The sequence below is a fragment of the Paraglaciecola aquimarina genome (assembly GCF_032464635.1).
Lineage (GTDB): Bacteria > Pseudomonadota > Gammaproteobacteria > Enterobacterales > Alteromonadaceae > Paraglaciecola > Paraglaciecola aquimarina.
Window position 1 is genome coordinate 831,672 of the sequence record NZ_JAWDIO010000002.1, and the last position, 21,281, is coordinate 852,952.

17 protein-coding genes and 6 pseudogenes are annotated in these 21,281 nt (G+C 38.4%); 1 reads left to right on the top strand and 22 read right to left on the bottom strand.

The window, feature by feature from the left end; translation table 11 throughout:
* Nucleotides 1–71 precede the first annotated feature (71 nt).
* The 22 genes and pseudogenes from RS130_RS04785 to rpmH form a co-directional block, all read right to left on the bottom strand.
* Complete coding sequence (locus RS130_RS04785) at nucleotides 72–485, bottom strand: F0F1 ATP synthase subunit epsilon (protein WP_316025020.1); 414 nt, start codon at nucleotides 483–485, stop codon at nucleotides 72–74.
* Nucleotides 486–624: 139 nt separating this feature from the next.
* Nucleotides 625–2,011, bottom strand: a pseudogene (gene atpD / locus RS130_RS04790) (F0F1 ATP synthase subunit beta).
* Nucleotides 2,012–2,059: 48 nt separating this feature from the next.
* Nucleotides 2,060–2,920 (bottom strand): F0F1 ATP synthase subunit gamma, encoded by an 861-nt coding sequence (gene atpG, locus RS130_RS04795; protein ID WP_316025021.1) that lies wholly within the window; start codon nucleotides 2,918–2,920, stop codon nucleotides 2,060–2,062.
* 72 nt (nucleotides 2,921–2,992) lie between these two features.
* Nucleotides 2,993–4,534, bottom strand: coding sequence for a F0F1 ATP synthase subunit alpha (gene atpA / locus RS130_RS04800; RefSeq protein WP_316025022.1), 1,542 nt, complete (start codon nucleotides 4,532–4,534; stop codon nucleotides 2,993–2,995).
* Nucleotides 4,535–4,546: 12 nt separating this feature from the next.
* The gene (atpH, locus tag RS130_RS04805) at nucleotides 4,547–5,080 is read right to left on the bottom strand and encodes a F0F1 ATP synthase subunit delta (RefSeq protein WP_316025023.1); all 534 of its coding nucleotides are present in this window, start codon (nucleotides 5,078–5,080) and stop codon (nucleotides 4,547–4,549) included.
* Between the two features lie 14 nt (nucleotides 5,081–5,094).
* Complete coding sequence (gene atpF / locus RS130_RS04810; RefSeq protein ID WP_316025024.1) at nucleotides 5,095–5,565, bottom strand: F0F1 ATP synthase subunit B; 471 nt, start codon at nucleotides 5,563–5,565, stop codon at nucleotides 5,095–5,097.
* A 49-nt stretch (nucleotides 5,566–5,614) separates the two neighbouring features.
* Nucleotides 5,615–5,857 carry a F0F1 ATP synthase subunit C gene (gene atpE, locus RS130_RS04815; protein ID WP_316025025.1) on the bottom strand — a complete coding sequence of 81 codons (243 nt, stop codon included), beginning with the start codon at nucleotides 5,855–5,857 and terminating at the stop codon, nucleotides 5,615–5,617.
* A gap of 121 nt (nucleotides 5,858–5,978) precedes the next feature.
* Entirely contained in the window at nucleotides 5,979–6,779 is an 801-nt protein-coding gene (atpB, locus tag RS130_RS04820) for a F0F1 ATP synthase subunit A (RefSeq protein ID WP_316025026.1), read from the bottom strand.
* Between the two features lie 61 nt (nucleotides 6,780–6,840).
* Nucleotides 6,841–7,164: an ATP synthase subunit I gene (locus RS130_RS04825; protein WP_316027971.1), complete on the bottom strand. Its 324-nt coding sequence runs from the start codon at nucleotides 7,162–7,164 to the stop codon at nucleotides 6,841–6,843.
* 289 nt (nucleotides 7,165–7,453) lie between these two features.
* Nucleotides 7,454–8,329, bottom strand: a pseudogene (locus RS130_RS04830) (ParB/RepB/Spo0J family partition protein).
* 51 nt (nucleotides 8,330–8,380) lie between these two features.
* Nucleotides 8,381–9,152 (bottom strand): annotated as a pseudogene (locus tag RS130_RS04835) (ParA family protein).
* Between the two features lie 72 nt (nucleotides 9,153–9,224).
* A complete protein-coding gene (rsmG, locus tag RS130_RS04840; protein WP_316025027.1) occupies nucleotides 9,225–9,872 on the bottom strand; it encodes a 16S rRNA (guanine(527)-N(7))-methyltransferase RsmG in 648 nt (215 codons plus the stop codon).
* A complete protein-coding gene (gene mnmG, locus RS130_RS04845; RefSeq protein WP_316025028.1) occupies nucleotides 9,872–11,785 on the bottom strand; it encodes a tRNA uridine-5-carboxymethylaminomethyl(34) synthesis enzyme MnmG in 1,914 nt (637 codons plus the stop codon). Before mnmG ends, rsmG begins: the two co-directional genes overlap by 1 nt.
* Before the next feature lie 1,139 nt (nucleotides 11,786–12,924).
* The gene (locus RS130_RS04850) at nucleotides 12,925–13,749 is read right to left on the bottom strand and encodes an ATP-binding protein (RefSeq protein ID WP_316025029.1); all 825 of its coding nucleotides are present in this window, start codon (nucleotides 13,747–13,749) and stop codon (nucleotides 12,925–12,927) included.
* 28 nt (nucleotides 13,750–13,777) lie between these two features.
* Complete coding sequence (locus RS130_RS04855) at nucleotides 13,778–14,434, bottom strand: DnaT-like ssDNA-binding domain-containing protein (RefSeq protein ID WP_316025030.1); 657 nt, start codon at nucleotides 14,432–14,434, stop codon at nucleotides 13,778–13,780.
* A 24-nt stretch (nucleotides 14,435–14,458) separates the two neighbouring features.
* Nucleotides 14,459–14,889: pseudogene (gene mioC / locus RS130_RS04860) on the bottom strand (FMN-binding protein MioC).
* Nucleotides 14,890–14,891: 2 nt separating this feature from the next.
* A pseudogene (mnmE, locus tag RS130_RS04870) lies at nucleotides 14,892–16,275 on the bottom strand (tRNA uridine-5-carboxymethylaminomethyl(34) synthesis GTPase MnmE).
* A gap of 6 nt (nucleotides 16,276–16,281) precedes the next feature.
* On the bottom strand, nucleotides 16,282–16,764 hold the full coding sequence (locus RS130_RS04875) for a YajQ family cyclic di-GMP-binding protein (protein ID WP_316025033.1): 483 nt from the start codon (nucleotides 16,762–16,764) through the stop codon (nucleotides 16,282–16,284).
* Nucleotides 16,765–16,867: 103 nt separating this feature from the next.
* The gene (yidC, locus tag RS130_RS04880; protein ID WP_316025034.1) at nucleotides 16,868–18,502 is read right to left on the bottom strand and encodes a membrane protein insertase YidC; all 1,635 of its coding nucleotides are present in this window, start codon (nucleotides 18,500–18,502) and stop codon (nucleotides 16,868–16,870) included.
* Nucleotides 18,503–18,624: 122 nt separating this feature from the next.
* Complete coding sequence (gene yidD, locus RS130_RS04885; RefSeq protein WP_316025035.1) at nucleotides 18,625–18,873, bottom strand: membrane protein insertion efficiency factor YidD; 249 nt, start codon at nucleotides 18,871–18,873, stop codon at nucleotides 18,625–18,627.
* Nucleotides 18,828–19,196, bottom strand: coding sequence for a ribonuclease P protein component (gene rnpA / locus RS130_RS04890; RefSeq protein WP_316025036.1), 369 nt, complete (start codon nucleotides 19,194–19,196; stop codon nucleotides 18,828–18,830). The genes yidD and rnpA overlap by 46 nt, the downstream gene beginning before the upstream one ends.
* Before the next feature lie 9 nt (nucleotides 19,197–19,205).
* Entirely contained in the window at nucleotides 19,206–19,340 is a 135-nt protein-coding gene (gene rpmH / locus RS130_RS04895; RefSeq protein ID WP_007615483.1) for a 50S ribosomal protein L34, read from the bottom strand.
* A 537-nt stretch (nucleotides 19,341–19,877) separates the two neighbouring features.
* On the opposite strand from rpmH, the pseudogene dnaA reads away from it, so the two are divergent.
* Nucleotides 19,878–21,272 (top strand): annotated as a pseudogene (gene dnaA / locus RS130_RS04900) (chromosomal replication initiator protein DnaA).
* Nucleotides 21,273–21,281: the final 9 nt, after the last annotated feature.

The window sequence follows — 21,281 nt, forward strand, 5'->3', positions numbered from 1 at the left end:
CGACAAGTTATTCACTATATCGGGTTCCACATGAAACATTGTTTAAAAATGTTTCAGATATTTATCTTAAATTACTTACGCAGTTTTTGAATTAATCTTAACTGGGCAATTGCTTCGGCTAGCTCTGCAGCTGCTTCAGCGTAATTAAAATCAGCACCTTGGTTGGCAATATGCTCTTCAGCGCGTTTTTTCGCATCAAGAGCAGCTTGTTCGTCTAAATCTTCAGCACGAATAGCGGTATCAGCCAATACAGTCACGGTCTCAGGTTGTATTTCTAGCACGCCACCGTTGATGTAGATGTTTTCTTCATCACCATGTTGCTTAACTAAACGTACCATTCCAGGTAACAGGGTAGTTAACAAAGGAGCATGACCAGGATGGATACCTAATTCACCTTCGCTACCTGTTATTTGAATAGCTTCGACTAAACCGGAAAAAATACTGGTTTCGGCGCTTACTACGTCAAGTTGTACTGTCATTGCCATAATGAACCTCCAATAAAGTTCTTAAACATGCATATTCGATTTTTAAGCCTATTCTGTTTAACATCATGTAGGAAGCGCGCAGGTTGTTTCGTTTATCTGAGCACTTCCGACACATTATTCGGACAATATAGGCTAAAAATTACATGTTTTTAGCTTTTTCGCTTGCTTCTTCTATAGGAACCAACCATGTAGAAAGCTTGCTCTGGTAGGTGATCATATTCACCTTCCAAGATACCTCTAAAGCCACTGATGGTGTCTTTCAATGAAACATACTTACCAGGTGAACCAGTAAATACTTCAGCTACGAAGAAAGGTTGTGACAAGAAACGTTGGATTTTACGTGCACGAGATACAGATTGTTTGTCTTCTTCAGACAATTCATCCATACCCAAAATAGCTATAATATCTTTCAGTTCTTTATAACGTTGCAATACTGATTGCACGCCACGAGCTGTATCGTAGTGCTCTTGACCAATAACTAATGGGTCAAGCTGACGAGACGTTGAATCTAGTGGATCAACCGCTGGGTAAATACCCAAAGACGCGATATCACGAGACAATACAACAGTTGCATCTAAGTGAGCAAAAGTGGTAGCTGGTGATGGATCGGTCAAATCATCCGCAGGTACGTATACCGCTTGGATTGAAGTGATTGAACCCGTCTTAGTAGAAGCGATACGCTCTTGTAGCACACCCATTTCTTCAGCAAGAGTAGGCTGATAACCTACCGCAGAAGGCATACGACCTAGTAGTGCAGATACTTCTGTACCAGCTAGCGTATAACGATAAATGTTATCTACGAAGAATAAAACGTCACGACCTTCGTCACGGAATTTTTCAGCCATAGTTAAGCCAGTCAAGGCAACACGTAAACGGTTTCATGGAGGCTCATTCATTTGACCGTAAACTAGTGATACTTTATCTAGTACGTTTGATTCGTTCATTTCGTGATAGAAATCGTTACCTTCACGAGTACGCTCACCTACACCAGCAAATACTGAGTAGCCGCTGTGCTCGATTGCGATGTTACGAATCAATTCCATCATGTTTACGGTTTTACCAACACCGGCACCACCGAACAATCCAACTTTACCACCTTTAGCGAAAGGACATACTAAGTCGATAACTTTGATGCCTGTTTCTAGTAGTTCAACTGAACTTGATTGATCTTCATAAGTAGGTGCTTCACGGTGAATAGACATACGCTCTTCTTCACCAATAGGACCTGCTTCATCGATTGGGTTACCCAATACATCCATGATACGGCCTAGTGTAGCCTTACCAACTGGAACCTGAATAGCTTCACCAGTATTTTCTACTGTTAAACCACGGCGCAAACCATCAGTTGTACCTAGTGCGATTGTTCGCACTACGCCACCACCAAGTTGCTGCTGCACTTCTAGGGTCAAACCTTGCAAATCACCTTCGGTAATTCGCAATGCGTCATATACTTTTGGAACCGAATCTTGTGGAAACTCAATGTCCACTACGGCGCCAATGATTTGGACGACCTTACCTTGACTCATGTTAATTCCTCTTAAATTCTAAAACCTTTGCCTGATTTTATTAACAAACTAGACGGCTGCCGCGCCGCTGACTATTTCACTGATTTCTTGTGTAATAGCTGCTTGACGAGCTTTGTTGTATACCAATTGCAAGTCGTCAATTAAGTCGCCTGCGTTGTCAGTTGCAGCTTTCATTGCAACCATACGAGCAGCTTGCTCTGATGCAGCGTTCTCAACTACACCTTGGTACACCTGAGACTCTATGAAGCGTACCAAAAGCATATCTAGGATAGGCTTTGGATCGGGTTCATAAATATAGTCCCAACGATGTTGTAATGTTTGTTCATCAGATTTTGGCAAAGGCAACAATTGATCGATCTGCGGCTCTTGCGCCATGGTATTTACAAACTTATTAAATACCAAATATAAACGGTCTATTTTGCCATCGTTAAATGCATCCAACATAATACGCACTAAGCCAATGATTTCATTGACGGTAGGCGCATCACCTAAACCAGATTCAGCAGCTAAAACATTGCCACCAAAACGATTGAAGAATGCTACTGACTTAGCACCTAGTGCTGCAAAATCAGTTTCGACACCTTGGTCTTGCCATTTTTTCGCTTCTTTTACGACCATTTTGAATTCGTTGGTGTTTAAACCACCACATAATCCACGGTCAGTAGAAATAACGATATAACCCACGCGTTTTACTTCGCGGTCTTCCAAATATGGATGGCGATATTCAAGGTTAGCGTTAGCTAGGTGACCGATCACACTTCGAATGTTCTCAGCATATGGACGGCTTGAAGCCATACGATCTTGCGCCTTTTTCATTTTAGACGCTGCAACCATTTCCATAGCGCTGGTGATCTTCTGAGTATTTTTAATACTGCCGATCTTACCTTTTATCTCTTTACCGCTAGCCATAAACTCTATCTCCGATTATTCAACTTGATGACTGCCGTTCTCTTATAAATTAAGAGACAGCAGCCTAATTGATTACCACGTTTGTGTTTCTTTAAACTTAGTTAAAGCTTCACTTAGTGTGGCTTCAATTTCTTTGTCGAAATTACCTGTTGTATTGATAGTGTTCATCAGCTCGCTATATTCACTGTTCATAAAGGAATGAGCAGACGCTTCGAAGTCTAGAATTTTATCTAGAGCAACGTCTTTCAAGAAACCTTTTTCAACAGCGAATAATGAAATACCCATGTCTGCTACCGATAAAGGTGCATACTGGTTCTGTTTCATTAATTCTACTACGCGCTCACCGTGCTCAAGTTGTTCACGAGTTGCTTCATCAAGATCAGATGCAAACTGCGAGAACGCCGCTAATTCACGATACTGAGCTAGAGCTAGACGAATACCGCCACCTAGTTTTTTGATGATTTTAGTTTGAGCAGCACCACCAACACGTGATACCGAAATACCCGCGTTAACAGCTGGGCGAATACCCGCGTTAAACAAATCAGATTCTAAGAAGATCTGACCATCGGTAATCGAAATTACGTTTGTAGGTACGAAAGCTGATACATCACCGGCTTGTGTTTCAATGATAGGTAGTGCAGTTAAAGAACCTGTTTTACCTTTCACTTCACCTTTAGTGAATTTTTCAACATATGCTTCGTTAACACGTGCAGCACGCTCTAGAAGACGTGAGTGAAGATAGAAAACATCTCCAGGATACGCTTCACGACCTGGTGGACGACGTAACAATAGTGAAATTTGACGATAGGCAACAGCTTGCTTAGATAAGTCATCATATACGATTAACGCATCTTCACCGCGATCACGGAAATACTCACCCATGGTACAACCAGAGTACGGAGCTAAGTATTGTAATGCAGCAGATTCTGAGGCAGAAGCGGCAACAACAATGGTATTAGCCAATGCGCCGTGTTCTTCTAATTTACGTACTACGTTAGCAATTGTAGAAGCTTTTTGCCCTACCGCTACGTATACACATTTAACACCAGAATCTTTTTGATTGATGATGGCATCAATCGCTAATGCTGTTTTACCGGTTTGACGGTCACCGATAACCAATTCACGTTGTCCACGACCAACAGGGATCATGGCATCAACTGATTTATAACCAGTTTGAATAGGTTGGTCTACCGATTGACGTTCAATAACGCCCGGTGCAATTTTTTCTACAGGTTCAAAACCATCTGCATCGATAGCGCCTTTGCCATCGATAGGTGCACCTAGTGTGTTTACAACACGACCAAGTAGGTTACGACCTACTGGTACTTCTAAGATACGGCCAGAAGATTTTACTTTTACGCCTTCTTGTAAATCAGCGTAAGGACCCATAACTACCGCACCTACAGAATCTCTTTCAAGGTTCAATGCGATAGCGTAACGACTACCAGGAAGCTCAATCATTTCACCTTGCATTACATCAGCAAGGCCATGGATACGGATAATACCGTCGGTTACACCAACAATAGTTCCTTCATTTCGAGCTTCACTTACTACTTCGAACTTCTCAATACGTTGTTTGATTAGTTCGGCAATTTCAGTGGAATTCAGTTGCATGCTCTTTCCCCGTTATGCTTGTAACGCGTCTGACAGACGGTTTAATTTACTACGAAGTGAACCGTCAATAACTATGTCACCGGCTTTAATAAGAACACCGGCAATCAATTCAGGATCCACGCTACAATTTAGCTTAACTTTTCTTTCAAGACGTTTTTCAAGAGAAGCACTAAGTTCAGTTTGTTGTTTTTTGTTAAGTTTGACAGCCGAAGTAATATCAACATCAATCTCTTTATCTAAATCGGCCTTAAGCTGATTAAACAAAACTGAAATATCAGGCAACGCTTGTAAACGTCTATTTTCAGCCAAAACTTGTACAAAATTTTGACCCTGTTGGTCGAGTTGTTCGCCACACACGCCGTTAAAAATTTCAGCGAGTTTTTCTGCTGCTATCGAACCAGTTAATAAAGACTTAACCGTCTCGTTTTTTGAAACTTCAGCAGCAAAGGCAAGCATATCTTGCCATTGGGGAACCGTTTTATTCTCGACCGCGTAATCGAACGCAGCTTGAGCGTAAGGGCGAGCGATAGTAGTCAATTCAGACATAGCTCATTTTCCCCTTATAGCTCAGCGACAAGTTTTTCAACTATGTCACTTTGTGCTGCAGCATTAATTTCACGCTCAAGGATTTTTTCAGCACCGGCTACAGCTAAAGCTGCTACTTGTTTACGTAGCTCTTCTTTTGTGCGGTTTCTTTCTGCTTCAATCTCTGAGTATCCCTGAGCAATGATTTTCTCACGCTCGGAATGACCACGTTGCGTTTCTTCGTCAACAATAGTTGAACCACGCTTTTTGGCCTGTTCTATAATTTCTGCTGCTTGCGCTTTTGCATCTTTAAGCTGTTCGGTTGCTTTTTCTTGAGCAAGTTCGAGATCTTTTTCGCCTCGCTCAGATGCAGCTAAACCATCAGCAATTTTTTGTTGGCGTTCTTCGATAGCGCCCATAATAGGGGGCCATACAAACTTCATGCAGAACCACACGAAGAATATAAATGCTATCAGTTCACCAAGTAGAGTGGCATTGATGTTCAAGACCGCTACTCCTCTTTAATAGTTCGTTGAAAGAAATGGATAACTACTATTAAGCACCAAGTACAAACAACATATAAAGAGCGATCGCTACACCGATCATTGCGATTGCATCGATAAGACCCGCTACGATAAACATTTTGACTTGAAGAGTAGGAGCTAGCTCAGGTTGGCGTGCTGCCGACTCAAGAAATTTACCACCCAAAAGACCGAAGCCAATTGCTGGCCCCAATGCGCATAGACCAATCAAAATACCAACTGCGATATATAGATTACCTAAAGTTAATGCATCCATAGATTTTCACCTTGTGTTTAAGTTAAAGATTAATAAAAAAACGTATAAAACTTGTATTTAGGCTTCCTTGCCTTACCCCTTAAAGGGCCAGCCTAAGCTGTTTCAATTCTTTCCAATAAAATTAGTGTTCTTCACTTGCTAAACTCAGATACACGATGGTTAACATCATGAAAATGAACGCTTGTAACGGAATAACTAACAAGTGGAATGCAGCCCATAAGAAATGCAATGGTAACTGCCATAATCCTATTGTGCCTGCGATAAGAATAAAGATAAGTTCGCCGGCATATAAGTTACCGAACAAACGTAGTGAAAGTGATAATGGCTTAGCCAATAACGCCACTACCTCAAGAATAAAGTTGAACCAGTATAACCAAGGCGTATTAAAAGGATGAGCATAAAGTTCTTTTAAGAAACCGCCTACACCCTTGATTTTTATTGAATAAAAAATCATCAATACAAATACACCAATTGATAAGGCAAATGTCATGTTTACATCAGTAGTTGGTACCACTTTCATGTATACATGGTGTGGGTCATAACCCAACTGACCACCAATAAATTGAGCAAATGAAGGTAAGAAATCTACAGGAATTAAATCCATAAAGTTCATCAGCAGTACCCATACAAATATGGTTAATGCTAAAGGTGCTATAAGCGCACTTTTACCGTGATAAGTACTTTTAACAGTGTCGTCGACAAACTCGACTATTAGCTCCACACAAGCCTGCCATTTACCCGGCACACCTGTCGTTGCTTTTTTAGCTACTGCTCTAAAACTTAATATAAATACGAAACCCAACACTATTGACCAAGCTAAAGTATCTACGTGAAAAGTCCAAAAACCTTCACCTACCGAAGCATTAGTTAAATGGTGCTGAATGTAACCACTGACGGTTTGCTCGCCACCTGATTCTGCCATTTTGCCATCCACAATTTTAAAGTTAAAAATCAGTACTAAATCTCGTTATCGAATATTTAATCTAACGACTAACGCGATTCAAAAAAATAATAATTGGCCATTGAGCCATTAACGTTACGGCATATGTGACTAAAAGAGCAATTGGTTGTAAGTGTTGCCACTTATAAATCAATATAAACATCACTATGGTAAATAAAAATTTAAGCTTACTTCCTTTACTAAAACTCCGCACTACTAGCTTATTTTTACTAGCACCGGCATATCTGAATACTAAGAAAGCAAATACCATTCCTGGTAAAACACATATCAAACCACCATAAACAGCTGATATTGCTTGATATTTTCCAAAGAAAATAAAATAAATAAAGCTGACAATTAAAGCAATTACACTTTGAAAAAGAAGTACTTTTTTTAGCCAATTGTCGGCCTTCTTGAGCCAAGCTAGTAGCCAATTGTTACCCCGTTGTCATTAAACCTTAATCAAAAGCGCCAAAATTATACTTAATTGGTGGCCATTTACAATAGAAAATAGAGAATTTGTAACTGTATATGAATAAATACTTACTATTCTCCAAGCCTTTATTCGTAAAGGGAGCAGCGAATTGTTAATTTCTTGTTTCAGCACTTAAAAACTTAACATATATTTAAAATATATACTTATGAGTGTAACCTTTTCACTTGATATGAGTCAGTATTCCATCAAGTTGATCTAAACTAGAAAAATTAATCACTAACTTGCCTTTTCCTTTAGCATTGTGTGCAATGCTAACTGGCGCACCTAGGTTCTCAGACAATTGCGTTTGCAACCTTTGCACATCCGGATCTTCTTTAACCGGAGTTTTCTCTTTTGCGGGCTCTAGTAATTTTCGCACTAGATTTTCGGTGTCCCGAACAGTCAGTCCTTTACCAGAAACAGTTTGCGCCGCTTCTGTTTGCTTTTTCACCTTCAAGGGCCAACAATGCGCGGGCGTGACCCATTTCAATATCACCATACTCAAGTAATAATTTAACGTCTTCATTTAAGTTATTCAGACGTAGTAGATTAGTAACGGTTGTACGGGACTTACCAACAGCAGTAGCCACTTCTTGATGAGTCAATTCAAACTCGACCATTAAGCGATCAAGCGCTTGCGCTTCTTCCATTGCATTTAAGTCTTCACGCTGAATATTTTCTATAAGGGCGATCGCTACCGCAGATTCATCTGGTACGTTTTTAACTAAGCAAGGTATAACATCTAGTTGAGCTATCTGCGACGCAACGCCATCGCCTTTCACCAGCAATAATTTCATATTTTTCTTCACCAATTTCGCGTACGACAATAGGCTGAATAATGCCTTGAGAACGAATTGAAGAAGCTAAATCCTCTAGCGCTTCTGGAGACATATCCTTTCGAGGTTGATATTTGCCTGGCTGCAAAAATTCAACTGGGATTTTTCTAAGTTCACCTTGTTGTTCAGGCGCTTCGGCTTCGGTGTTTTCCGCCTTTTTGACTTTGACTGGTTGCCAAAAGTGCATCTAAACCTCTACCCAACCCTCTTTTTGCAGACATGTTTTCCTCAAAATCGATTTTGTAATTATTTTAATTGCCGTAATATTTTTATTAGCCGTTTTTACTCCGGCGTAATATTTCGCCAGCCAAAGCTAGATATGCCTTAGCTCCAGTCGAAGACTTGTCATAATACATAGCAGGTGATCCAAAACTGGGGGCTTCCGCTAGTCTTACATTTCTGGGAATAACGGTTCTGTATACTTGTTCGCCAAAATGACGTTTCAGCTGTTCTGATACATCATTAGCTAATCTGTTTCGTGGATCGTACATAGTACGCAGTACACCTTCAATTTTTAATTGAGGATTAACCACAGAAGCCAATTTTTTAATGGTATCCATTAATGCTGTTAAGTCCTTCTAGCGCATAATATTCGCACTGCATTGGCACTAATACAGAGTCGGCCGCAGCCATTGCGTTTACCGTTAATTGATTCAGCGAAGGAGGGCAGTCAATAAAAATAAAGTCGTAGTAATTTTTAACAGGTGCTAGTGCATTGCGCAACCGAACTTCTCTAGCAAATACTTCCATTAATTTAATTTCGGCAGCGGTAATATCACTATTGCCGGCTATCAAATCATACTTTCCAGACGTTTCTTTAATCAATACTTCTTCTACAGGTTTTTCTTCAATAAGTAATTCGTAGCAAGTATTGTCAACACTGTACTTATCAACCCCACTACCCATAGTAGCGTTGCCTTGTGGATCTAAATCGATAAGTAACACTTTTCGTTTAGTAGCAGCCATAGAGGCAGCCACATTTACCGCAGTGGTGGTTTTGCCAACCCCACCTTTTTGATTGGCGATTGCAATGATTTTGCCCAAAATAGTCACCCAATTTATTAGTCAGCAGATTCCATATCTGAGAGATTCGAGTATTATGAATAATTAGTTGCGTTAAGGATAGCGTTTAGATTGTTTTTTAATTTTAACAATATGTCGTTCACCTTCAAGTTTAGGTACCGTTAACCTTATTGTATCTAATACTGCAAATTGCTCGGGTAAGTCGCTCATTTCTTTTACTGGTAGTTGACCTTTAAGCGCCAGAAAAACGCCATCTGAATCTATAAGATGTTGACACCAATGCAACATATCTTTTAACGAAGCAAAAGCTCTACTCAAGACTCCGTCTAGTTTTACTTCTGGGTTAAATTCTTCGACCCGTGATTGCACTGGCTGTATGTTATCAATCTTTAATTCATAGGCGACTTGCTTCATAAATCGCACTCGTTTACCTAAGCTATCAAGTAAAATGAAATTCTTCTGAGGACACATAATGGCTAAAGGTATGCCAGGTAAGCCTGGACCCGTACCCACATCTATGTATTCGGATCCATCTAAAAATGGGGCGACTACAATAGAGTCTACAATATGCTTGATGATCATTTGCTCAGGATCACGAACAGAGGTTAAGTTGTAAGCTTTGTTCCATTTGTCCATCATTGAGACATAAGCAATTAACTTTTGCTGTTGGGCAACAGAAATAGCTAAGTCACAATCTTCTAAGCTATTTTGTAAAATACTGAGTAATCTAGATTCAGACATTAAACCGATACTTTTTTAGTGTTGTGGGTGCTACCAGCTAGCAGGCCATGTTTTTTCAAATAAACCAGTAGCAGAGACACTGCAGCAGGGGTAATACCAGAAATTCTTCCCGCTTTACCAATTGTTTCAGGTCTTGCATCTGACAACTTAGCCACGACTTCATTACTCAAGCCTGAAATTTGACTAAAATCGAAATCATCAGGTATCAAGGTATTTTCATTGCGCAATGTTTTGGCAATTTCGTCTTTTTGGCGTTCAATATAGCCTGCGTATTTAATTTGGATCTCAACCTGTTCAGCGGCTTGAGGGTTTTCTAATTCAGGACCTAACTCGCCAATAGCCATTAATTTCTTGTAAGTCATCTCGGGACGTCTAATCAAATCTTCTAACGTGTTTTCACGGGTTACAGGATTTTTCAAGATGGTATTAAGTTCAGCAACTGCATTATGATTAGGATGGATCCAAGTTGATCGTAAACGTTGTCTTTCTAACTCTACAGCCTCTAATTTTTCATTAAATGCCTGCCAACGTTGATCATTTACTAAGCCAGCGGATCGACCTTTAGCGGTTAAACGAAGATCTGCGTTGTCTTCACGTAATAACAAGCGATATTCTGCTCGACTAGTAAACATTCGATAGGGTTCTTTGGTTCCCATGGTTGCTAGATCATCAACTAGAACTCCCATATAAGCCTCATCTCGACGTAATATCAGTGCTTCTTTTTGTTGTACTTGAAGAGCCGCATTGGCCCCCGCTAGCAAGCCTTGTGCGCCAGCTTCTTCGTATCCTGTTGTGCCATTTATTTGACCAGCAAAGAATAGACCGGCAATATATTTTGTTTCTAAAGTCTGTTTTAGATCCCGCGGATCAAAAAAGTCATATTCGATCGCATATCCTAGTCGAATAATATGTGCATTTTCGAAACCTTTTATTGAACGAACTAGATTCATTTGTACATCAAATGGAAGACTCGTTGATATACCATTTGGATAAACTTCAATACTATTCAACCCCTCTGGTTCAACAAAAATTTGATGTGAATCTTTGTCTGCAAAACGATGAATTTTGTCTTCTATCGAAGGACAGTATCTTGGTCCAATACCTTCTATAACGCCAGTGTACATAGGAGATCTATCTAATCCACCGCGTATTATTTCATGTGTTTTTTCATTCGTGTAAGTAATATAACAAGGTATTTGTTGAGGGTGATCGCTAGGCTTACCTAAAAATGAAAATACAGGTACGGGTGTATCACCATCCTGTTTTTGCATGACGTCATAATTAAGTGTTCTAGCATCTAATCTTGCGGGTGTTCCAGTTTTTAGACGATCAACTCTAAAAGGTAAAGCACGTAAACGATCAGCCAATGCGATCGAAGGAGGATCGCCAGCACGGCCTCCTTTATAATTTTCTAGGCCGATGTGTATGGTACCGCCCAAAAAGGTCCCTACGGTGATTACAACCGCCTTAGCTCGGAATTTTAAACCCATTTGAGTGACAACACCTACAACTTGATCCTGTTCTACGATCAGATCATCGCAAGATTGTTGAAATAATGTCAGATTTTCTTGGTTTTCAATCAGTTTTCGAATTTCAGTTCGATAAAGGGATCGATCAGCTTGAGCTCGTGTCGCCCTTACTGCTGGACCTTTACTAGAGTTCAAGGTTCTAAATTGGATACCGGCTTTATCTATGGCGCTTGCCATTGCACCACCTAGTGCGTCAATTTCTTTTACCAGGTGACCTTTACCAATACCGCCTATAGCGGGGTTACAAGACATTTGGCCTAAGGTTTCAATATTGTGTGTAAGTAATAAAGTATTGACACCCATGCGTGCAGAAGCTAATGCGGCTTCAGTACCTGCGTGACCACCACCTACAACGATTACGTCAAACTGTTGTTGATAAAACATGAAATTCCTCTATTACTTTGATCAAAATTTCCCAAATAAAATGGGGCGCATATTCTATATGTAATTCACAAGAAGTAAAATGCTTAAAATTCATTCAATTTCAGATCAATGATCTGCTTTATATATTTAAGATCTTTTAGATCTTTATTTATTACTACTATTATTAAGTAGCTAGTTTTCTGTTGATAAGGCTTTTTTTATATCTAAAACAGTTAGTTATATTGATCATGACTATGTGGATAGTCATTGATCAAAGAGGTATAAAGTGGGTACAAGTAGCTCTTTTATCCACAAGGCTAGTTTTTAATATTTGTATACAGTGGATATAAATGATTTGTACCGTAGTTATACCCTATTTTACTCACAGTACGACAAATCTTTTGATCTAACTGTGCGTAACTTGTGATCTAAAATTAGATTAAATCTGTTTAGATCTTGATCTTTAAGGCAAAGATCTAAATTTCTGTCAAATTTAGATCTTTATCAACAACCACCGCATTTTTCGATCATTAATGTGCAAAAATTATTTTAAAAATAATTTTGAAAACTACAATTTAGCTGGGATTACTCTAGATAACCTGAATCCTGAATCCTGAATATGCTGAACCTCTCGATAACGCTCTATTTGTGTCTAGCGGCGTTGGATTATCTAGCAATAACACGTTATGACGTACGACAATCCGCCTTGCTATACGCGAAAAATTTCGTCACCAAGTAAGCCATTAAGTAAAGTGATGTAAATGAATGACGTTAAGCTATTGAATTATAATTTAAATTAGAACGACACTTATTATCCAGAACTCAGGTTAGATAACCTGTTTGAAAAGGGTAAAGACTATTAAATTAGGGAACAAAAGCTAGAAATATTTTATGAGTGATGGCCGCTTTTTACTTTACTCATTAGACTAACTAGTTAACCTGAATCGCTGGATAAGCGAACCTCTCGAATACGCTCTTTTTGTGTCTAGCGGCATTGGACTGTTTAGCTTAAGCGATGCTTCTTATTCAGAACTCAGGTTACTTATGATGATGCAGTAAACTCCTACTCAGAGCATGTTAGGTAGCCATAGTAGGTATAAGCCAATTTACTTGGCATAATTCTTTATAGCTAGATGGTAGTCTTCTGTAGTTAATACATTTTATTTAACTTGGTTTGGTTGATAACCAGAAGTTTTACGTACGGCTTGTGATTCAGGTTGTGTAGGAATAATTTCTTTACGCCTACTTGGGCCTGAAAATTTCACTTTATAGGTATCGTATTCTTTAATTGATTCAAAGCAGTAGCGACCAATAGCGTTTTCTAATTCCACTAAGTTATGATTAGTAATTAAAATACAATTTTTGTGATTGGCGAGTCTTTGTCTAAGTACATTACCTAACCAACTTTGTGCGTTCTTTTTGAGAATGGTTTCGTTGACACATACTTCATCTAAGATGAGCAAATCTACATCCAGTAATTCTTGATTAATTTCTCGGTATTTTTGTCCAGCGTTATCATTAGCACCGAAATCATATGAGAATAGTCGCATATCAAGTAGGCTAGATAATTGTCGGTATAGAACAGATATTTCAAACTTTTCAATTAATTCGTGGGCAATAGCGCCTGCCGTGTGAGATTTTCCACGGCCATAATCTCCATAAAATATCATCATGTGGGCGCCACTTTTTCGCCAACTTAAATCTTCATGGGCGGCAATAAAAGATCTGGCATAACTGACTGCTTCGATAACATCTTGGCTATCTTCGACTAAGTTTGCAAATGTCCATTTTGAATTAAGATCTGAACGACCTTGAATTTCTTGGATACGTTGTTTTTTACTTTCTTTTTGTAATTGCTTAACGTCACGATTCGCTAATGCTTCATACTCCATTTTTAAACTAGCATAGTCTGTGTAGTTGTCTGGAATATGTTGACGACCTAGGGCTTTACCTAATTGTTGAATTCTATCTTTAATACTGTTCACTAGAATCGCTGTCCCATTTTTGTTTGTGTTAAGTTTTTACTGTTTTACCGTATTTAGCCACTAAATTTTTGGTATTTTCGTCGGCTTCTATACCTGCTTGTGTTTGAACAATTTGCTGGCCTATTTTTTGAGTGGGTTTAAAACCATGGGCTAAGCGCATTTTTTTCAAATTAAACACAAATTTTTGTGTCCATTGATATTCAGTAAATTGAGATTCGGGGCGACCTAACCAGTAAGCAATAAAGTCCCCTAATTCATTAGCTGAATATTGGTAATCTATTATGCCGACTAATTTTGACAAATCTGCCACTAGCTTTTCATTAGGCGTCCAATTTAGTTTCATTGTATGCCAATTAAGGTGAAGATTTGAATATTCATTTTCTTCCATAGTCGTCAGCGGTAGTAATAGAACTTTACCGTTGAAACTATGGTTCAGCTCAACTTCTTCTTGGAAATTGACTAAGCCAACATTCAGTAGTTCTTTAATCAGACTATTTACCTGGCGACCTAGTGTATATTTCTCTTCTTTGGCATTGAGTAAAATTAACAAACTCTTGTAATTCAAAGGGGGCGTTTTTGCTGTTTTTTCGTCGACAGAAGGTCTAATACCCAGTAAGTATAAAGTACGGGCATCATTGCTTAACGATTGAAGTAGGGCGGTTTGTTCAGCTTTATTTATTTGCATTAAAACTACTATGTGTCTGTTCGACTATTGATTAATCCAACTTTGTAGCCATTCTACTGCAACATCCTCTGGAATTGGATGATTTAATACGTCTATATGTAAACAAGGTTCGATCAGCTCGCTTCCGGCAATCGTCAATTGTTGCTCTATATGCTTTGCAGCAAAACAAAATGTGTCGTAACTCGAATCACCTAAACCAACAACTGTGAAATATTTCGGTTTTATTGGCTGTTTATCAAACTGTCGAAAAAAGGTTGTAAGTTGTCTGGTAGGTCGCCAGCACCATGAGTCGAACTGCAAAAAAGCCAAATTGCAGCTGGATCTATGTCAGGCAAATTGGGTGACAAGTGGATATTGGTTGTGTGATTTTGGGATTCTAGTTCGGTTTGTAAAGCTTCTGCCACGTATTCACTTGCACCTAAAACACTGCCTACTATTATTTCGTATTGTGCCATGTCTACTTTCCTATACAAAACGACGAGAATATTTTACTTAATAGATCATCTGAACTAAATTCGCCGGTAATTTCGTTTAAATGTTGTTGGGTTAAACGTAACTCTTCGGCTAATAACTCGCCGGCAATATTTTCTTCAAGTTGATGTTTGCCTAAATATAGGTGTTCTGCGGCTCTATCAATTGCGTCTAAATGGCGACGACGAGCAATGAATTGCCCTTCGGATCCAGAATTAAATCCCATACAGTCTTTCAAATGTTCAGTTAAATAATGAATGCCTATCTGACTGCTAGCGGAAAGTGAAATAACCGGATATTTACCACTGTTGTTAAAGCCGGGATTTTCGTTAGTCAAATCAACTTTATTACGAATAACACTGAGACCGATATTTTTTGGAATTTGCTGATAGAATTCTGGCCATATCTGGTCTGGCTGTGTTTCTGTCGATTCAGTACTGTCTAACATAAATAGAATACGATCTGCTTGGTGTATCTCTTGCCAAGCTCGTTCAATACCGATTTTCTCAACTTTGTCTGGGCTGTCACGCAAACCGGCTGTGTCGATAATATGTAGTGGCATACCATCGATGTGGATATGTTCTTTTAAAACATCTCGAGTGGTGCCTGCGACATCGGTAACTATTGCTGCGTCTTTACCGGCTAGAGCATTTAACAAACTTGATTTGCCGGCATTGGGTTTGCCTGCAATGACAACTCGCATGCCTTCTCTAAGTAATGCGCCTTGTTTAGTTTGTTGACGCAATGATTCGAAAGACTGAATGATGTTGTTTAGATCTTGTTGAATTTTGCCATCGCTTAAAAAGTCGATTTCTTCATCAGGGAAATCAATAGCAGCTTCAACATACATACGTAAATGAATTACTTGTTCTACCAGAGCATGAATATTCTCAGAAAATGCCCCTTGTAATGAACGCAAAGCGCCTTTTGCTGCTTGTTCAGAACTGGCGTCTATCAAATCGGAAATAGCTTCTGCTTGAGCTAAATCTAACTTATCGTTCAAAAATGCGCGTTCACTAAACTCACCTGGATTAGCGATTCTTATTTTGGGAATATGCAATATGGCGTTAAGTAACATGTCCAGAACTACTTGCCCGCCATGGCCTTGTAACTCCAATACATCTTCACCGGTAAAAGAATGAGGATTTTTAAAGAATATCGCTATTCCCTGATCAAGCATATTATTGTGTGTATCGGAAAAAGTTAGATACTCTGCTTGGCGGGTTTTGGGTACTTTACCCAGTATTTTTATAGCCACTTCACTGGCTAAACTTCCCGATACTCGAATTATTCCCACACCGCCTTTTCCTTGACGCTGTGGCTTGGGCAACGATAGTATCTTGTTGTTCAGAAAAGCCATTTGAATTCATGTTTAGCTAGTCTCTAAAGTTAGTAAATTGTAGCGGTTGATCTATGTCGGAGTCTTTGGCTAGTGCAATAACTTTCTGTAAGTCATCTCGTTTCTTGCCTGTTACTCGTACTTGGTCTGCTTGTATTTGAGCTTGAACTTTTAGTTTTGCATCTTTAATAAGTTTGATTAGTTTCTTTGCTACAGGCTGCTCTATGCCTTGTTTAAACTTCACGGCTCTTTTATAAGTCTTACCAGAAATATCTATTTCTTGAGGATCTAAAGAAGCGTTATTGACGCCTCGTTTTGCACAAGATGTTCGTAACATATCCATCATTTGTTTAATTTGGAAATCGCCTTCAGCTTTAAGCGTGACAATTTCGTCTGCAAAGCTAAAAGAGGCTTGTACACCTCTAAAGTCGAAGCGGGTACTAAGTTCTCGATTGGCATTGTCGACCGCATTTCTTACTTCGACTAAATCTATTTCTGACACTATATCTAGCGACGGCATATTCATTCCTCTTTTGTTAGTTTTGCCTATTTGACTTTATTTAAGCAAAAAAAGCCCGTTTTATAACTTAATTAAGTATAAAACGGGCTATAGATTGTTTTATTTACTTAGTTTGTAAACCGCGTTTTTCCATTGATGCATAGATAAACTTAGCTTGAACTAAAGTAATGATATTACTGATTAACCAGTATAAAACTAAGCCTGCTGGGAAAATGAAGAAGAACAAACTCATTGCTACCGGCATAAACTGCATGATTTTCTGTTGCATTGGGTCAGTCATCGTCATGGGCTGAAGTTTTTGTAACAAGTACATGCTGATACCCGTTAATATCGGTAATACAAAGAACGGGTCTTTTGCACTTAAGTCAGTGATCCAAAATATAAAATCAGCGTGTCTTAATTCTACACTTTCTAGTAGTACCCAATATAAAGCTAAGAAAATAGGCATTTGTAGTAAAAGAGGGAAACAACCACCCATAGGGTTAACTTTGTCTTCTTTATACATTTTCATCATGGCTTGTTGCATTTTTTGCTTATCTTCGCCATAGCGTTCTTTTAAAGCGTCCATCTTAGGTTTAAGTGCACGCATTTTTGCCATTGATTCATATTGCTTTTTCGTCAGTGGGTACATGGCTCCTTTAACCACAATTGTGATTATAATAATTGAGAATCCCCAGTTTCCTACCAAGCTATGGATAAATTGCAAGAAGTGGAACAAGTATTTGGATATCATCCATAAAAACCCGTAGTCCACCGTTAAATCAAGACCTCTAGCTAGTTCTGCTAGGGTATCTTGATCTTTAGGACCTAAATATAATGCACTGGTAATTTGTGCGGTTTCACCAGGTTTTACAGTTACAGGTTGTCCAGTAAAGCCGATCACACCGTTAGTGTTTTGTAATACTCGGCTGAACAGAAAATTGGTTTCATCTTGAGGTGGTATCCAAGCAGAAACAAAATAGTGTTCTATCATAGCGGCCCAACCGGCTACTGTGGTTTTCTTCAGCCCTTTTTCAGCCATGTCGTCGAAGGTATACTTTTCGTATTTATCTTCATCTGTAGAAATCGCTGCGCCTCTATAAGTTGGCATAAACATGCTGCCATCTTCTTTTAACATGCTTTGTTTAAGCTGACCAAACTGCTGTAGTTGTTTTGAATCGCTAGTGTTATTTTCAATAATATAACTGACATCAATTTTGTGACTACCTTTAGTAAACAAAAAGGTCTTAGTAATTTTTACGCCATCTGGTGTAACTAAAGTTAGCGGTACAGTTAAGGTATCGCCTTTGAGGGTATAGCTATTTTCAGTAGAAGTGTAAGTAGGACGCCCTTTACTATCTGGACCGTCTTTACCAATCAAACCACTTTGAGCAATGAATAGTTCTTGCCCATTAGGTCGCAGTAAACTATAGGATTCGGGAGAATTTTGAACTACTGGAAATTTAACAAGATTGGCAGATATGACATCACCACCTACCGTATCAATACTCAAATCTAGAGTATCTGTTTTTACAGTAATTATTTTTCCCGTTTGAACGTTACTCGCTTCAAAAGTTTGTCCAGTGGTTGAACCAATAGGTACATCTTCTGTATTAGGAGGCGAATCAACTGAATTTTTCTGCTCTGCAGCAGTAGGTGCCGCTACAGGTTGAGGTCCATAATCTACTTGCCATTGCTGCCATAACATAAAAGAGACAAACGCTAAGGCAATTAATAAAAAACTGCGTTGGGATTCCATAAAATACTCTAATTAACTACTTGTTTATACGTGTGACTTATTAATTTGAAACCATTAAACCACTGTTATATTACTTTTTTGCTAACAACTTATTATTAATATGGGCATAAGAATAAAAATCATTATTTTCTTTTCTTTTTCTCAGGGACTGGATCGTGCCCTCCTGAGTGTAGTGGGTGGCATTTCGATATACGTTTAATGCTTAACCAACTACCTTTTATAAATCCATGCTTTGTTATTGCTTCAATTGAGTAATAAGAACAACTCGGATGAAATCTGCATGTTGGTCCCAACATCGGAGAAATAAAAATTTGGTAAAATTTAATTAGTCCAATTGGGATTTTTCGCAACGCGATACTAATTTTTTCCATAATTTACCAAGTAACAAAACTATTTCTTCATTTGACATTTTATCGAGGCCTGATTTACCAACCACCACTATATCAATATTTGGGAATGTTTGTCTTTTCACGCGAAAACTCTCACGAATTAAACGCTTCACTCTATTTCTATCGTGAGCATATTTCACCCGTTTTTTAGATAAAGTAATACCTAAACGAGGATTATTAATATCGTTAAATCTTGCTAATAAGGTAATTTGGGGAGAAACAGAAGGAATTGCTTTTTTGAAAACATATTCAAAGTGGGTGGGAGTAAGTAGTCTTAGCTCCCGAGAAAAGTTATTTTCACCCACCTTGATTAATTAAGCTGATAAACGAGCACGGCCTTTAGCACGACGATTAGCAATAACCTTGCGGCCATTTTTAGTCGCCATACGGGCACGAAAACCGTGTGAACGCTTACGTTTTAAGTTGCTTGGTTGAAAAGTTCTTTTCATGACCTAGTCCCGCTCTATACATAAGGTTAAAACAAAATGAGCAATTACGTGAAAACCAATACTGGAATACACCGTGCTCAAAAATGACGCTGAATAATAGGGATCACTAAGACTTTTGTCAATCAATAAGTTGCTTTAAAACTAAATATTTAGTCAATTCAGTTTTACTCGGCTACTAAGGACAAAGTTAATAAAAATCCAATTTTGGTATTTTATCCACAAAATAATTCTGATTTGTTTTTTATCGGAATTTAAACTCGAATAAAAATAAACAGTTGATAGATGGTTCTACTAATTAAACTCTAATTGATTTTATTATTAAATATATATAAAACATATAGTTATTAATTAATTTCTGTTTATTTACAAAAGTATGTTGCCTTCTTAGGGGGAAAGCGAGATAATCCACAGTCAATTTTTATTTATTCAATTTTTGGTTAAATACTGCACTGTTATTGTGTTTGTCGTTAATACATAATGTTGTGGGTTTGTCCTTTAAAAAGGCCCTTTTTTAACGAGGGTTGGAGTCATTTTTTAATGTCTATGTGGAATCAATGTCTGGAAAGGCTGCAGCAAGATTTACCCATTCAGCAATTTAGTATGTGGATAAGGCCTCTTCAGGCGGAACATGGCGATGGGTATTTAATCTTTGTTTGCACCCAATCGCTTTGTATTGGATTGGGTTCGTGATAAATATTTCGCGCAAATAAACAGCTTGTTAACTGAGTTTTGTGGAGATAAAACACCTCAATTGCGTTTTGAAGTCAATAATGGGAAAGTTGGCATACAAAGTAACAGTAATCCTCAAGAGCCTTTGGCAAAAACAGTTGTGTCTAGCCAAGCCAATTCTCAAAGCAACTTAAATAGTATCTTGCCTAATAGCACTCCAAATAGCACAGAAGTGCCAGCTCACAAAAGTAACATTAACTTAACCTATAAATTTGATAATTTTGTTGAAGGTAAATCAAACCAGTTAGCTAGAGCAGCATCACAACAAGTAGCTGATAACCCTGGTGGTGCATATAACCCACTATTTATTTATGGTGGCACGGGTCTAGGTAAAACTCATTTATTGCATGCTGTAGGCAATGGCATAATGGATAAGAAAAAAATGCTACTGTTGTGTATATGCATTCTGAACGATTTGTTCAGGACATGGTTAAAGCATTGCAAAATAATGCTATCGAAGAATTCAAACGTTACTATCGATCCGTAGATGCATTACTTATCGATGATATTCAGTTTTTTGCCAATAAAGAGCGTTCTCAAGAAGAATTTTTTCATACATTCAATGCTCTGTTAGAAGGTAATCAACAAATTATTCTTACCTCTGACCGTTACCCTAAAGAAATTTCTGGTGTAGAAGATAGGCTTAAATCTCGATTTGGCTGGGGGCTAACTATTGCCATTGAACCACCTGAATTAGAAACTCGTGTGGCTATTTTGATGCGCAAAGCTGTAGAGAATAAAATATTCCTTCCAGACGAAGTGGCATTTTTTATTGCTAAACGATTAAGGTCAAATGTTAGGGAGTTAGAAGGCGCACTTAATAGGGTAATTGCTAACGCTAATTTTACAGGTAGGCCTATTACGATTGACTTTGTTAGAGAGGCGTTACGAGACTTGTTAGCCCTACAAGAAAAGCTCGTCACAATTGATAATATTCAAAAAACAGTCGCCGAGTATTATAAAATCAAAATGGCTGACATTTTGTCAAAACGCCGTAGCCGAAGTGTCGCTAGACCAAGGCAAATGGCTATGGCGTTATCTAAAGAATTAACTAACCATAGCTTACCCGAGATAGGGGATGCTTTTGGTGGTCGTGATCATACAACGGTATTGCATGCTTGCCGTAAAATAGTTCAACTTAGAGAAGAAAGTCATGATATAAAAGAAGACTATCAAAATCTAATTCGTACACTTTCTTCATAAAATATTCAT

What these genes read in the sequence shown, in the direction of transcription:
- RS130_RS04785 (WP_316025020.1), bottom strand. Translation starts at nt 485, where the DNA reads ATGGCAATGACAGTACAACTTGACGTAGTAAGCGCCGAAACCAGTATT.
- atpG (WP_316025021.1), bottom strand. Translation starts at nt 2,920, where the DNA reads ATGGCTAGCGGTAAAGAGATAAAAGGTAAGATCGGCAGTATTAAAAAT.
- atpA (WP_316025022.1), bottom strand. Translation starts at nt 4,534, where the DNA reads ATGCAACTGAATTCCACTGAAATTGCCGAACTAATCAAACAACGTATT.
- atpH (WP_316025023.1), bottom strand. Translation starts at nt 5,080, where the DNA reads ATGTCTGAATTGACTACTATCGCTCGCCCTTACGCTCAAGCTGCGTTC.
- atpE (WP_316025025.1), bottom strand. Translation starts at nt 5,857, where the DNA reads ATGGATGCATTAACTTTAGGTAATCTATATATCGCAGTTGGTATTTTG.
- atpB (WP_316025026.1), bottom strand. Translation starts at nt 6,779, where the DNA reads ATGGCAGAATCAGGTGGCGAGCAAACCGTCAGTGGTTACATTCAGCAC.
- rsmG (WP_316025027.1), bottom strand. Translation starts at nt 9,872, where the DNA reads ATGTCTGAATCTAGATTACTCAGTATTTTACAAAATAGCTTAGAAGAT.
- mnmG (WP_316025028.1), bottom strand. Translation starts at nt 11,785, where the DNA reads ATGTTTTATCAACAACAGTTTGACGTAATCGTTGTAGGTGGTGGTCAC.
- RS130_RS04855 (WP_316025030.1), bottom strand. Translation starts at nt 14,434, where the DNA reads ATGCAAATAAATAAAGCTGAACAAACCGCCCTACTTCAATCGTTAAGC.
- RS130_RS04875 (WP_316025033.1), bottom strand. Translation starts at nt 16,764, where the DNA reads ATGCCGTCGCTAGATATAGTGTCAGAAATAGATTTAGTCGAAGTAAGA.
- yidC (WP_316025034.1), bottom strand. Translation starts at nt 18,502, where the DNA reads ATGGAATCCCAACGCAGTTTTTTATTAATTGCCTTAGCGTTTGTCTCT.
- yidD (WP_316025035.1), bottom strand. Translation starts at nt 18,873, where the DNA reads ATGGAAAAAATTAGTATCGCGTTGCGAAAAATCCCAATTGGACTAATT.
- rpmH (WP_007615483.1), bottom strand. Translation starts at nt 19,340, where the DNA reads ATGAAAAGAACTTTTCAACCAAGCAACTTAAAACGTAAGCGTTCACAC.